13 protein-coding genes are annotated in these 13730 nt (G+C 68.0%); 3 read left to right on the top strand and 10 right to left on the bottom strand.

The window, feature by feature from the left end; genetic code table 11:
* From A5752_RS06730 to A5752_RS06750, 5 genes are all read right to left on the bottom strand, one after another.
* Positions 1-667: HpcH/HpaI aldolase/citrate lyase family protein (locus A5752_RS06730; protein ID WP_067083546.1), on the bottom strand; the 667-nt coding region annotated here is incomplete at its 3' end.
* A complete protein-coding gene (locus tag A5752_RS06735) occupies positions 667-1179 on the bottom strand; it encodes a MaoC family dehydratase (RefSeq protein ID WP_067083548.1) in 513 nt (170 codons plus the stop codon). The genes A5752_RS06730 and A5752_RS06735, both read right to left, overlap by 1 nt.
* On the bottom strand, positions 1176-2339 hold the full coding sequence (locus A5752_RS06740; protein ID WP_067083550.1) for an acyl-CoA dehydrogenase family protein: 1164 nt from the start codon (positions 2337-2339) through the stop codon (positions 1176-1178). Before A5752_RS06740 ends, A5752_RS06735 begins: the two co-directional genes overlap by 4 nt.
* Complete coding sequence (locus A5752_RS06745) at positions 2336-4327, bottom strand: acetyl-CoA carboxylase biotin carboxylase subunit (protein ID WP_067083552.1); 1992 nt, start codon at positions 4325-4327, stop codon at positions 2336-2338. Before A5752_RS06745 ends, A5752_RS06740 begins: the two co-directional genes overlap by 4 nt.
* Positions 4328-4331: 4 nt before the next feature.
* Entirely contained in the window at positions 4332-5882 is a 1551-nt protein-coding gene (locus A5752_RS06750; protein WP_067083554.1) for a carboxyl transferase domain-containing protein, read from the bottom strand.
* 89 nt (positions 5883-5971) lie between these two features.
* Between A5752_RS06750 and A5752_RS06755 the strand changes: the two genes are divergently transcribed.
* Positions 5972-6586, top strand: coding sequence for an SACE_7040 family transcriptional regulator (locus tag A5752_RS06755; protein ID WP_067083556.1), 615 nt, complete (start codon positions 5972-5974; stop codon positions 6584-6586).
* A gap of 18 nt (positions 6587-6604) precedes the next feature.
* Here A5752_RS06755 and A5752_RS27695 read toward each other — a convergent pair whose 3' ends face one another.
* From A5752_RS27695 to A5752_RS06765, 3 genes are all read right to left on the bottom strand, one after another.
* Positions 6605-6760, bottom strand: a complete 156-nt coding sequence (locus tag A5752_RS27695; RefSeq protein WP_090274377.1) for a hypothetical protein — start codon at positions 6758-6760, stop codon at positions 6605-6607.
* A 33-nt stretch (positions 6761-6793) separates the two neighbouring features.
* The gene (locus A5752_RS06760; protein WP_067083558.1) at positions 6794-7003 is read right to left on the bottom strand and encodes a hypothetical protein; all 210 of its coding nucleotides are present in this window, start codon (positions 7001-7003) and stop codon (positions 6794-6796) included.
* A 90-nt stretch (positions 7004-7093) separates the two neighbouring features.
* On the bottom strand, positions 7094-8935 hold the full coding sequence (locus A5752_RS06765) for an alpha/beta hydrolase family protein (protein ID WP_067083620.1): 1842 nt from the start codon (positions 8933-8935) through the stop codon (positions 7094-7096).
* 125 nt (positions 8936-9060) lie between these two features.
* On the opposite strand from A5752_RS06765, the gene A5752_RS06770 reads away from it, so the two are divergent.
* Positions 9061-9849, top strand: a complete 789-nt coding sequence (locus A5752_RS06770) for an MmpS family transport accessory protein (RefSeq protein ID WP_082963773.1) — start codon at positions 9061-9063, stop codon at positions 9847-9849.
* Here A5752_RS06770 and A5752_RS06775 read toward each other — a convergent pair.
* Entirely contained in the window at positions 9846-11156 is a 1311-nt protein-coding gene (locus tag A5752_RS06775; RefSeq protein WP_067083561.1) for an MFS transporter, read from the bottom strand. The genes A5752_RS06770 and A5752_RS06775 overlap by 4 nt on opposite strands.
* A gap of 26 nt (positions 11157-11182) precedes the next feature.
* Between A5752_RS06775 and cmrA the strand changes: the two genes are divergently transcribed.
* Positions 11183-11989, top strand: coding sequence for a mycolate reductase (gene cmrA, locus A5752_RS06780; protein WP_067083563.1), 807 nt, complete (start codon positions 11183-11185; stop codon positions 11987-11989).
* 81 nt (positions 11990-12070) lie between these two features.
* On the opposite strand, the gene A5752_RS06785 is transcribed toward cmrA, so the two are convergent.
* Entirely contained in the window at positions 12071-13678 is a 1608-nt protein-coding gene (locus tag A5752_RS06785; protein ID WP_067083564.1) for a helicase HerA-like domain-containing protein, read from the bottom strand.
* Between the last annotated feature and the right edge of the window lie 52 nt (positions 13679-13730).

Genomic DNA, 13730 nt, shown 5'->3' on the forward strand with positions numbered 1-13730 from the left:
TCGGGGCATAGCCCTCCCGGATCACCGCGACCTGGGACGGATGGATCGCGACCTTGACGTCGAAGCCGACCGCCACGGCGTCGTCAACCTCGCCTCGAAGGCCCTCGAGGTCCTTGATGTCGAGGTACACCGAGTCCAGCGCCAGCCGGCCGTAGGCCTTGGCGGCCAGCAGCGTCTGCGATCGCACGTGGCGGGCGACCTCGCGGTAGCTGCCGTCTGGGTACCGGTTGGCGGTGCCACCGGTCACCGCGAACAGGTCTTCGGCGCCCCACATGAGCGCGACCGCGTTCTCCATGCGCGCCAGGTCGGTCACGGCCAGCGCGCCCAGCGGGGTCTCGATCAGCACCACGACGTCGAGCGGCGCCAGGTCGCGCACCTGTTGCGGGTCCTCGGTCTTGGCGAGCATGACCGTGGTGTAGTCGGTCTTGGCCAGCGTCTCGAGGTCGAGGGGATGATCGGCCGTGCCGGCCGGGTTGACGCGCACCACCGTCCGCTCCGGGTCGAGACGGGTCTCGATGAGCGCCGCACGGGCGGCCTCCCGGTCCTTGGCGGCGACGCCGTCCTCGAGGTCGAGGATCACGACATCGGCGGCCGCGGCGGCCTTCTCGAACCGCTCCGGGCGGTCGGCGGGGCAGAACAGCCAGGCTGGTCCCGTCGCGAGCGCCACTATGCGTCACCCTCCGGTCGCTTGCGCACCATGGTTTTTCGCGAAGCGGTGGCCACGATGTCGCCGTGTTGGTTGCGGCCGACGTGGGAGAAGGTAACGATGCCCTCACCGGGGCGGCTCTTGGACTCACGCTTCTCGAGCACCTCGGACTCCGCGTAGAGCGTGTCGCCGTGGAAAAGCGGTTTCGGGAAGGCGATTTCACCGAAGCCCAGGTTGCCGACGATGGTGCCCTGCGTCAGCTGGGTGACCGACAGCCCGACGAGGGTCGACAGCGTGAACATCGAATTGACCAGCCGCTGGTTGAACGGCGGCAGGGCGTCGGAGAACGCGGCGTCCAGATGCAGCGCCTGGGTGTTCATCGTCAGAGTCGTGAACAAGACGTTGTCCGCCTCGGTGATCGTGCGCCCCGGACGGTGCTGATACAGCACACCGGTTTCGAACTCCTCGTACCACAGCCCGCGCTGAACGACGATTTTCTTGTCGCTGTCGGTCTGATCGCTCGCTCCGCTCACAGGCCCAGCTCCCGTCCGATCAGCATCAACTGCACTTCCGTTGTGCCCTCGCCGATTTCGAGGATCTTGCTGTCACGGTAATGCCGTGCGACGGAGTACTCGTTCATGAAGCCGTAGCCGCCGAAGATCTGGGTGGCGTCGCGGGCGTTGTCCATCGCGGCCTCGCTGGCCACCATCTTGGCGATGGACGCCGCCTTCTTGAACGGCTTTCCGGCCAGCATCAGCGCGGCGGCGTCGTAGTACGCCGTGCGGGCAATGTGTGCCCGCGCCTCCATGCGCGCGATCTTGAAGGCGATCGCCTGATAGCTGCCGATGGCGGCGCCGAAGGCCTCGCGTTCCTTGGCGTACTTGACCGATTCGTCAACACACCCCTGGGCCGCCCCGACCGACAGCGCGGCGATCGCGATGCGGCCCTCGTCGAGGATGCGGAGGAAGTTCGCATATCCCCTGCCGCGCTCACCGAGCAAATTCTCCTCGGGCACGCGCACATCGTCGAAGCTCAGCGGGTGGGTGTCCGAGGCGTTCCAGCCGACCTTGCTGTAGGCCGGCTCGGCGGTGAAGCCGTCGATGGGCACCGGCACCAGGATCGACGAAATCTCTTTCTTGCCATCAAGTTTCTCGCCCGTCACCGCCGTCACCGTCACCAGCTTGGTGATGTCGGTGCCCGAGTTGGTGATGAACTGCTTGGAACCGTTGATGACCCAGTGGCCGTCGTCGAGCCGGGCCGTGGTCTTGGTGGCGCCCGCGTCGCTGCCCCCACCGGCTTCGGTCAGGCCGAACGCGCCGAGCGCCTTACCGCTTGCCAGCAGCGGGAGCCACTCTTCCTTCTGCTTGTCGGAACCGAACCGGTACACCGGCATCGCGCCCAGCGACACCCCCGCTTCGAGCGTGATCGCGACGCTCTGGTCGACCTTGCCGAGTTCCTCGAGCGCGAGGCACAGCGCGAAGTAATCGCCGCCCATGCCGCCGTACTCCTCGGGAAACGGCAGGCCGAACAGGCCCATGTCGGCCATGCCCGCGACGACCTCGTACGGGAACGAGTGTTCCTCGTCGTGCTTGGCGGCGACGGGCGCCACCACGCTCTGGGCGAAGTCGCGAACCGTTTTGGCCAGCTGTTCGTAGTGATCCGGCAGCATGCCGGTGGCCAGAAAGTCGCTCATAATTGTTCCTCCACTGCGGGGTCCGCGATGACCTTCGCCAGCAACTGACCCACCTTGACTTGATCGCCTTCGGCGACAAGGAGTTCCACCACGCCGTCGACCGGGGCGCTCAACGCGTGTTCCATCTTCATGGCCTCGACGGTGACCACGACCGTGCCCGCCGTGACCCGATCGCCCTCGGCGACCCCGACGGCCACCACGGAACCCGGCATCGGGCTTGTCAACTCGGCGTCGCCGCTGTGCGCGTCGTCGGGCCGCACCGGCGCTTCGCGCACCTCGTCGACCGCCAGGGTGCGGCCGCCGTCCGCCAGCCAGACCCGACCGTCTTCGGCCGCCACGACGTAATCGGTTCGGACACCGTCGAATGTGACCGCCAGCCGGTCGCCGGCCGACGACGCCGACAGTGGGCGCGCTTGCCCGTCCTCGATCGCCGCGTTGCCCGCCGACGGCGTCCCGCTGAGGTGGACGTGGTCGATGCGTTCACCCGACTGCAGTCGATACGTCGTCGGCGCATGCCGGCCCATCCGCCAGCCGGACGGGACCGCCCACAGGTCGCCGACGGGTTCCGGCCATGCGCGCAGCCACTTGTACGCCGCGGCGGCGACCAGGTCGACGTCCCGAGCGGCCGCCGGCGCGAAGTCCGGGCTGCGGCGGTCCAGTAGGCCGGTGTCGAGGCGGCCGGCCGCGACGTCGGGTTCGGCGAGAAGGAACCGCAGGAACTCGATGTTCGTGGTGACACCCAATACGGCGGTCTGCGCCAGCGCACGGTCGAGCGCACGAAGGGCGCCCGGCCGGTCCTCGGCGTGCGCGATGACCTTCGACAGCATCGGGTCGTAGTCGCTGCCGATCACCGAGCCCGGGGCCAGCCCCGAGTCGACGCGGACGCCGGGCCCCTGCGGCTCGGCGAGGTCCAACACCTCGCCACCCGTGGGCAGGAAGCCGCGCCCGGGATCTTCGGCGTAGACGCGGGCCTCGATCGCGTGCCCGGTCATGACGATGTCGTCCTGCGCGATCGACAGCTTCTCCCCCGCGGCGATCCGCACCTGTTGCTCGACGAGGTCGATGCCGGTGACCATCTCGGTGACCGGATGCTCGACCTGCAGGCGGGTGTTCATCTCCATGAAGAAGAACTCGTCGGGCCGGTCGGCGGACACGATGAACTCGACGGTGCCCGCGCCGGTGTAGTCGACGCTGCGCGCGGTGTCGCACGCCGCCGCGCCGATCCTCGCCCGCGTCGCCGCGTCCAGCAGCGGCGACGGCGCCTCCTCGATGACCTTCTGGTGTCGGCGCTGCAGGCTGCATTCGCGTTCGCCGAGGTGCACGACGTTGCCGTAACCGTCGGCGAGCACCTGCACCTCGATGTGGCGCGGGTTGAGCACGAACCGTTCGAGGAACAGGGTGTCGTCGCCGAACGCGGCGGCGGCCTCCCGGCGTGCGCTGGCCAGCGCGGCCGCCAGTTCGGCCGGCTCGTGCACGACGCGCATGCCTTTGCCGCCGCCGCCCGCCGAGGGTTTCACCAGGACGGGGAAGCCGACCTCGTCGGCGCCGGCGATGAGGTCGTCATCGGACAGGCCCGGCCGGGACACCCCGGGGACAACCGGCACGCCGAATGCCGACACCGCCGCCTTGGCCGCGATCTTGTCGCCCATGGTCTGGATCGCACCGACCGGTGGGCCGATGAACACGATGCCTGCGTCCTGCAGGGCGGCGGCGAATTGCGCGTTCTCCGAGAGGAATCCGTAACCGGGATGGACGGCCTGGGCGCCGGTGCGCTTGGCCGCCGCGACGACGGCATCGATGTCGAGGTAACTCTGCCTGGCCGCCGCCGGCCCGATGTTGACGGCGACGTCGGCCTCGGCGACATGGCGGGCTTCCGCGTCCGCGTCACTGAACACCGCGACCGACCGGATGCCCATGGCGCGCAACGTGCGGATGACCCGGACGGCGATCTCGCCTCGGTTGGCGACAAGGACGGTATCGAAGTTCATGTCCTCACATCCGGAACACGCCGTAGGAGATGGACTCGAGCGGTGCCTGACCGACCGCCGAGAGCGCCAGTCCGAGAACCGTTCTGGTGTCGGCGGGGTCGATAACCCCGTCATCCCACAGCCGGGCCGTCGAATAGTACGGATTGCCTTGGTCTTCGTACTGCTGGCGGATCGGGGCCTTGAACTTCTCCTCCTCTTCGGGCGACATGTCGCCGCGCACGGTGGCCAGCACCGACGCGGCCTGCTCGCCGCCCATCACCGAGATCCTCGCGTTGGGCCACATCCACAGGAAGCGAGGCGAATACGCGCGCCCGCACATCGAGTAGTTGCCCGCGCCGTACGAACCGCCGATGACCACGGTCAGCTTCGGCACCCGCGCGCACGCCACCGCGGTGACCATCTTCGCGCCGTGCTTGGCGATGCCACCGGCCTCGTAATCACGCCCGACCATGAAGCCGGAGATGTTCTGCAGGAACAGCAGCGGGGTATTGCGCTTGTCGCAGAGCTCGATGAAATGCGCACCCTTGAGCGCCGATTCGCTGAACAGCACGCCGTTGTTGGCGATGATGCCCACCGGATGGCCGTGGATGTGGGCGAATCCGGTCACCAGGGTGCTGCCGTATTCGGCCTTGAATTCGGCGAATTCACCGCCGTCGACGATGCGCGTGACCACCTCGTGCACGTCGTAGGGGACCCGCGAGTCGACCGGCACGACGTCGTAGAGCTCGTGCTGATCGGCGACCGGGTCCACGGTGGGCCGGACGTCCCACGGCAGCGGCTCGCGGGGGCCGAGCGTGGCGACGATGCGCCGCACGATGCGCAGCGCATCGCGGTCGTCGTGCGCCAAATGATCTGTCACACCGGAGGTTTTCGAGTGCAGGTCACCGCCGCCGAGCTCCTCGGCGGTGACGACCTCGCCCGTCGCCGCCTTCACCAGCGGTGGGCCCCCGAGGAAGATGGTGCCCTGGTTGCGCACAATCACGGCCTCGTCGCTCATCGCGGGCACGTATGCGCCACCGGCGGTGCAGGATCCGAGCACCGCGGCGATCTGCGGGATGCCCCGGGCGGACAGGTTGGCCTGGTTGTAGAAGATACGCCCGAAATGGTCGCGGTCGGGGAAGACCTCGTCTTGTCGCGGCAGGAACGCCCCGCCGGAGTCGACGAGATAGATGCAGGGCAACCGGTTTTCGCCGGCAACCTCCTGGGCGCGGAGGTGCTTCTTGACCGTGATCGGGTAGTAGGTGCCGCCCTTGACGGTCGCGTCGTTGGCGACGATCACGCATTCGCGGCCCGATACGCGACCGATGCCGGTGATCATGCCCGCGCCCGGACATTCGTCGTCGTACATGCCGTCGGCGGCCAGCGGAGACAGTTCGAGGAAGGGGCTACCGGTATCCAGCAGGCCGTCCACCCGGTCGCGCGGCAGCAGTTTGCCGCGGCTGACGTGGCGCTCGCGGGCCCGTTCGGGGCCGCCGAGCGCAGCCGCGGCGAGCTTGGAACGCAGTTCGTCGACCAGCGCGAGATGCTGCTCGCGATGTGAAGGCCGCGATGCCATCGGTGAACCCGTTCGTTGAGTTAATGACGACTAACTCGTGGTATGTTAGTCACGATTAACCGAGATGTCTACAGCGGGCGGGAGGCGTCGTGTCCCCTACTCAGGTGCCCGCGACCACCCGGCGCAGCAAGGCGAAATCGGATCGCCGTTCCCAGCTGATCGCCGCGGCGGAACGCCTGGTGGCCGAACGCGGTTACCTCGCGGTGCGGCTGGAGGACATCGGCGCCGCGGCCGGCGTCAGCGGACCGGCGATCTATCGGCACTTTCCGAACAAGGAGGCGCTGCTGGTCGAGTTACTGGTCGGTATCAGCACCCGGCTGCTGGCCGGCGCCACCGAAGTGGTCGCCCTTGCCGCGGATGCCACGTCGGCGTTGGACGGCCTGATCGACTTCCATCTGGACTTCGCGCTCGGCGAGTCCGACCTCATCCGCATCCAGGATCGCGACTTCGCCAGCCTGCCGCCGTCGGCCAAACGCCAGGTGCGCAAGGCGCAACGCCAGTACGTCGAGATCTGGGTGGACGTGCTGCGCAAGGTCGACACCTCGTTGGCCGAGGCCGACGCCCGACTGATGGCGCACGCCACGTTCGGGCTGCTGAACTCCACGCCGCACGCTCTGACCACGAAGACGGCCGAGGCCAGACCGCGATCCGTCTTGAAAGCTATGACGGTCGCGGCGCTGACCTCGGCCGCACGTGACGTTTAGGCGCTGGGCCTCAAACCGTTAGTACCAGGCTTTCCTGCCACCGACAGGACGGCCGACGGATCCCAGAATCCAGAACACCGCTCCGATGACCATGAGGATGATGCCGATGGTCCAGAGGATGTTGATTCCGAAGATCAGTCCGAGGATGAGAAGGATCGCTCCGAGGATGATCATTAGTGTTCCCTTCGAATTGTCAAGCGCCAGTTGTCACTGGCTGGGTTCCGGCAGATTGCAGTTTTCAACCTTGGGGTTGACACCTGCGTAGTTCAGCGGACCGGCCACCACCGTCAGGGCGATGCTTCCCGCTGTCGCGCAATTGGTTTCACTGGTCTCGAAGTAGCCGCGTTGGTATGCGGCAAATGCGCCGATCAGCAACCAAACGAGCACCAGAACGCCGAGAATTCCGCCACCTCGCATGCTGCGCCTCCTTTGTCGCGCCCGATCGGCGCGTGCGCAGCGTTTACCCGGCAGACAATTTCGATAAACGTGGCTACGGCGTCAATTCGGTTACGACGCGGAATGCGGGCCGAAAGCCGCAATCAGCCACTCGCGCATGGCTTTGACCAGCACGGCGCGATTCTCGCGTCGGTCGATCTCGTGGCCGTCGTCGTCGAACATCAGCAGTTCGACTTTTCGGTTAAGTTCCTGCAGCGCTTCGAACATTTGCTGAGATTCACCGGGGGGCACGTTGGTGTCGTTGGCGCCGTGCACCAACAGCAACGGCGCCGTCATCGCATCGACGCGTTGCAACGGCGATAGCTGCTCGAGCAGTTCACGATCGCTGATCGGGTGGCCGTACTTCGGATATGCGGCGGCGGCGATCCACGGTTCGGTGTTGCGGTACCAGGTGTTCAGATCGCTCATACCGCAGATGCTGATTCCCGCGGCGAACCGGTCGGGGTGGAAGGTGAGCGCCGCCTGGGTCAGGTAGCCACCGTAGGACCATCCGCAACATGCGATGCGATCGACGGGTGCGACCCCCTGCTCGACGAGATAGTCGACCGCGTCGGCGACGTCGTCGATGGCGGCGAACCGTCGCTCCTTGTCGTCGGCGTGCATGAACGTCCTGCCGAATCCGCCCGAGCCGCGGACGTTGGGCAGGAACACGCTGATGCCCTCCTCCAGCAGCGCCGGGAAGAACTCGTTGTACCCGGGCCTTCCCTGCCCCTCGGGACCGCCGTGCAGGAACAGCATCGCGCCGATCGTCGGGACGCCGTCGCGCGGGCGGAACAGCCAGCCGGAGAACTCCATGCCGTCGCGTGCGGTGACCCGTTCCAGCGTCGGGTCCGGCGCCATCGGTCCGGAGCTCGGTTCGCGGTCGACGAGCTCCCACTCCCGCGTGCGAGGGTCGACCAGTTCAACGGTCGGCGGGGTGGACGGTCCCTCGACCGTCATGGCCAGCATCGAACCGCCGGCGCTGATGCTCAGCTGGCTGGCCACCATGCCGGGCAGTGGGATCGGTTCGTGCAGGAAGCTGTCGGGCAGCTCGAGAATCTGTAACTCGCTGGCGCCGTGCATGTTCCACAGCATCGCCACGGTGGACCCGTCGTCGCTGACGGTGAACTCGTCGAGTTCGTAGCCGGGTCGCTCGGCGACGACCTGGTACGCCACGCCGTCGGCGGTGACCGTGACCTCGAGCAGTCGCGCGTGCTCGGCGCCGTTCTCACTGCGGATCAGGGCCCGCACATAGCCTTCGGTGCTGTTGACGTCGTAGGTGCTGGCGGGTTGGTACAGCTTGGTGAGCTCACCCTCCAGCCCGGCGCGCAACCGGCGTGCGTAGTGGTCGTCGAGGATGACGCCGGTGTCGGTGGTCGAGCCTGGATCGTATGGCAGCAACGCGGTTTCGGTGCGCCCGCGCAGCATGATGAGGTCGCGGTAGCCGCGCGGCCCGACCCGCACCAGCGCGGCGCCGGCCCAGGCGTCGACGAGCCTGCCGCCCGAGCGGCGGTCCAGCACGGCGGTGCGACCGGTGGCCGGGTCGATCAGGCATGAACTGCCGACACCGTCCTCACCGGTGAGGATCGCCGCCACCAAGGTGCCGTCCCAGTTGATGAGTTCGGCGGTGCCCTCGGGCGCTCCGGCCTGCCACGAGTCGATGCGGCGGGCGTCGCGGTCGTCGGGATCGGTTGTCACCACCCAGATCTGGGTGCGGGTGCTGCCTTCGGGTGCGACCTCGCAGGCGAGCCAGTGACCGTCGGCCGAGTGCAGGACCCGCGTCACCGGCCCTTCGACGGGTAGATCGACGTCGCGCGAGGAACTCGCCCGCCAGCCGCGCAGGAACCGCTGCACGGCCCGCGGGAAGCCGCCGTCGTCGACCAGATGTGCGAACGCGGTGGCGTCCGGCGACATGGATGCGCCGTAGACCCTGCGAACCTGCTCTCCCACCGGACCAATTCTGCCTACCCAGGCAAGTCGAGCGGTGACCTGCGCCTGTTGGGCGGTCGCACAGGTACCCTCGCACGCATGAGGTGGGTATGACCGATACACCACGCCCCGGCCGCGACGAGCAATCCGGCACGGGTGGTCGCGGGGAGCAACCGCAGGGTTACGGCTATTCCGGTTACAGCGATCCGGCGTATGCCAGCCAGGCGTACGGCCCCACCTATCAGCCGCCGCCGGGACCTGCCCCGACGCAGCGCCTGCCGCAGTACGGCACCTACGGCTATGACCCCTACGCCACCGGCCAGTACGGGGCGCCCTACCCATCCGGTGAGCCCTCACCCCAGCAACCGCCAGAGGAACCGCGTTCACCCCGTTGGCTGTGGGTCGCCGCGGGTCTCGCGGTGCTGACCGTGCTGGGCCTGGTGATCGCGCTCGTCGTGGTCAACAGTTCGCAACAGCAGACGGTCGTCGCGCCACCGCCGATGCAGGAGCCCGACTTCACCACGCCGATCCCGACGACGACGCTGCGCCCGACCGTCCCGCGCACCACGCGGCCGACCGTGCCGCCCGCGGTGCCCACCGTGCCGAGCACTCCGCGCACCACCACCCCCGGTGCCACCCAGACCGTCGTCTACGTCGTCAGCGGTTCCGGACGGGCGATCAACATCACCTACGTCGACACCGGCGGTCTGCTGCAGACCGAGTTCAACGTGATGCTGCCGTGGAGTAAGGAAGTTGAGTTGTCCGAGTCCGCCGCGGCGTCGGCGAGCATCAGCATCATCAACGTCGGCCGCGAGGTGAACTGTTCGATCTCCGTCGACGGCACCGTGGTGCAGAAGCGCACGGGAGCGGGCCTCACGATCTGCACCGCGACCGGTTAGGCGGTCACGCTGCGGGGAACGCGCACGGCCAGCATCGCGACCAGGCCGGCGGCGAGGACCACGAGCAGACCGCCCATCCCCGCGCGGTCGGTGCCGAAGATCGCGATGAACGCCGAGAACAGCGTGGGCGCCAGGTACGAAACGGCGCGGCCCGTCGTCGTGTAGAGGCCGAACGCGACGCCCTCCTTGCCGTGGGCCGACATGCGCAGCATCATCGTCCGCGCCGCGGACAGCGTCGGGCCGATGAACAGGCACAGCAGCAGCCCGCAGACCCAGAAGGCGAGCACCCCGTCGAGCGACAGCAACGCCAGCCCGACCGCGATCATCGCGCTCAGCGACACGACGATGACGGGTTTGGCGCCGAACCGGTCATCGAGCAGCCCGCCGAGGACCGCGCCGACGGCGGCGACGGTGCTCGCGCTCACACCGAACAGCAGCACGTCCGCGTCGGAGACGCCGTAGACCCGCACGCCGAGCACCGCCCCGAACGCGAAGATGCCCGTCAGACCGTCGCGAAACACCGCGCTGGCCACGAGGTAGTAGATGACGTGGTGGTCGCGCCGCCACTCGCTGCGGATGTCGGAGAACAGCCTGCGATAGCCGCCGATGAACCCCACCGACTGCCGTTGTTCCAGCGGGTCGGGTTTGACGCTGGGCACGGCCACCAGGACCGGCAGGGCGAACAGCCCGAACCAGACGGCGGTGAAAACCATGGCGGCCCTGATGTTTTGGCCGTCGTCGAGCGGTAGGCCGAGCAATCCGCCGTCACCGGAGACGAAGCCGAAGTAGACCATCAACAGCAAGGTGACGCTGCCGAGGAAACCCAAGCCGAGGCCGAGCCCGGAGATCTGGCCCGACGTCTGGGGCGTCGAGAGTTGGCGCAGCATTGCGTTGTACGGCACGGTGGCCAGTTCGTTGCACGCCGACGCGCAGCCCAGCAACACCAGACCGAGCGCCAGGTAGCGGTAGTCGTCACGCACCGAACTCATCGCCGCGATCAGCACCACCGCGAGCGCGCTCAGCACGCCCAGCACCCGGCGCCGTCGCCACGGGGCGTCGACCCACACGCCGGTCACGGGCGCCAGCACGGCCACGACCACACCGGCCCCTCCCAGCGCCCAGCCGAGCCAGCTGGTGGCGCTGATGCCGCCGGGCAGGTCGGCGCCGACGGAGTTCGTCAGATAGATCGAGAACACGAACGTCACGACCACGGCGTTCAGCCCGGTCGCACCGAAATCCCACAGCGCCCACGAGATGACCTGGCGAGGAGGCGCGGGAGCCCGGCCGGAATCGGGTGGGTCGGTCATGGTCCGCCCACGATATAGTCCCGGCCATGTCAGTACCGGCACCCAGCGCCGACGCCCGCGCGGTGGTCACGGGCGCATCGCAGAACATCGGCGAAGCGCTGGCGACCGAACTCGCCGCCCGTGGACACCACCTGATCGTCACCGCCCGCCGCGAGGAGGTGCTGCGCACGCTGGCCGACCGCCTCACCCAGCAGTACGGCGTGACCGTGGAGGTGCGCCCCGTCGACCTGGTCGATCCCACCGAGCGCACGAAATTCTGCGACGAACTGGCCACGCGCAACATTTCGATCCTGTGCGCCAACGCGGGCACCGCGACGTTCGGCCCGGTGTCGTCGCTGGACCCGGCGGACGAGAAGGCGCAGGTTCAGCTGAACGTGCTCGGTGTGCACGATCTGGTGCTCGCCGTCCTGCCGGGGATGGTCGAGCGCAAGTCCGGCGGCATCCTGATTTCCGGTTCGGCAGCGGGCAATTCGCCGATTCCGAACAACGCGACCTATGCCGCGAGCAAGGCATTCGTCAACACGTTCAGCGAGTCACTGCGCGGCGAGCTCAAGAAGGTCGGCGTGCATGTGACGCTGCTGGCCCCCGGACCGGTGCGCGAGGCGCTGCCGTCCGAGGAAGAGCAGTCGTTGGTGGAGAAGCTGATTCCGGACTTCCTGTGGATCTCGACGCAGTACACGGCCAAACAGTCGCTGGATGCGTTGGAGCGCAACAAGATGCGTATCGTCCCCGGCGTGACGTCGAAGGCGATGTCGGTTGCGGCGGGCTACACGCCGCGGGCGATCGTGACGCCGATCGTCGGCGCCGTGTACAAGAAGCTCGGCGGCGGCTAGGGGCTCGCTACGCCGCGAAACTGTATTCCGTCAGCGAAAGTGCGAGTAGAGGCCTGCTGGAATACAGTTTCGCGAAGTGAATCAGCGCCGACGGCGGGTGCGCCTGCGGCCGGTGCCGAAGATGCTGCGGGTGATCTCGCGGCCGATCACCGTGCCCGCCGAGCGCATCGCGCTCTTGAACGCCGGGCTGCTGACCACCTTCTCGACCATCGACGGCTCGGCGGTGTCGCGCGATCTGACCTGCCCCGAGGCGCTGGCCCCGCCGGCCTGCGGCGCCGGAGGCAGCGGCGGCGGTAGGGCGTCGGGGGCGGCGGCAGGCTCCTCCGGCGGCGCCAACCGCGCGTTGAGTCGCTCGTAGGCCGACTCCCGGTCGATGGTCTGCCCGTATTCCGCTTGCAGCGCACTGGCTTTCGCCGCGGCGGTGATCGCTTCGGGGCCGATGGTGTCCATCAGCGACCGTGGGGCCCGCATCCGCGTCCACGCCACCGGCGTCGGGGCGCCCTTCTCCGACAGCACGGTGACGATCGCCTCGCCGATGCCCAACGACGTCAGGTCCGACTTCAGGTCGTAGACATCGGTTTTCGGGTACGTGCGCACCGTCTTCGACAGCGCCTTCTCGTCGTCGGGCGTGAACGCGCGCAGCGCGTGCTGAATGCGCGCACCCAGTTGGGACAGCACATCGTTGGGCACGTCGGTCGGTAGCTGGGTGCAGAAGAACACCCCGACGCCCTTGGACCGGATCAGCTTGACCGTCTGCTCGACCTGTTCGAGGAACGCCTTGGACGCGTCGGAGAACAGCAGGTGCGCCTCGTCGAAGAAGAAGACCAGTTTCGGCTTGTCGAGGTCGCCGACCTCCGGAAGCGTCGCGAACAGATCGGCGAGCACCCACATCAGGAAGGTCGAGAACATCACGGGGCGGGCCGCCTGGCTGCCGAGTTCCAGCAGAGTGATGATTCCGCGGCCCTGCTCGTCGACCCGCAGCAGGTCCTCGGGCTCCAGTTCGGGTTCACCGAAGAAGGTGTCGCCGCCGTCGGCCTCCAGGTTGATCAGCGCCCGCAGGATCACCCCCGCCGTCGTGGTGGACACCGCGCCGATCGCCTTCAGTTCGGCCTTGCCCTCGTCGCTGGTGAGGTACTGGATCACCGCGCGCAGGTCCTTGAGGTCCAACAGCGAGAGCCCTTGCTGGTCGGCCCAGTGAAAGATCAGGCCCAGTGTCGACTCCTGCGTGGCGTTCAGCCCGAGCACCTTCGACAGCAGGATCGGCCCGAAACTGGAGATCGTCGCACGCACGGGCACCCCGATGCTGGTGGTGCCCAGCGACAGGAACTCCACGGGATAGGCCGTCGGCACCCAGTCGTCACCGGTGTCGGCGGCCCGCGCGGTGACGTTCTCGCTCGCCTCGCCGGGCCGCGACAGCCCCGAGAGGTCGCCCTTGACGTCGGCCATCACGCACGGCACACCCGCGGCCGACAGCTGTTCGGCAAGCACCTGCAGCGATTTCGTCTTCCCCGTGCCGGTGGCGCCGGCGATCAGGCCGTGGCGGTTGACGGTGGCCAGTGGTATACGAACCTGCGCTGTCGGATCACAGGCGCCGTCGACGACGACGGAGCCAAGCTCCAGCGCGGCCCCTTCGGGGGCGTAACCTGCGGCAATCTGCTGTGCGGGGGTGGGTGCGGACTCACTGGCCATGGCTGGCACCCTAACCCCCACCGCAGCCCGAACGGGCGGGTGCAGCGGGCCG

Origin of the sequence: Mycobacterium sp. 852002-51961_SCH5331710 (genome assembly GCF_001665535.1) — a bacterium.
Classification (GTDB): domain Bacteria; phylum Actinomycetota; class Actinomycetes; order Mycobacteriales; family Mycobacteriaceae; genus Mycobacterium.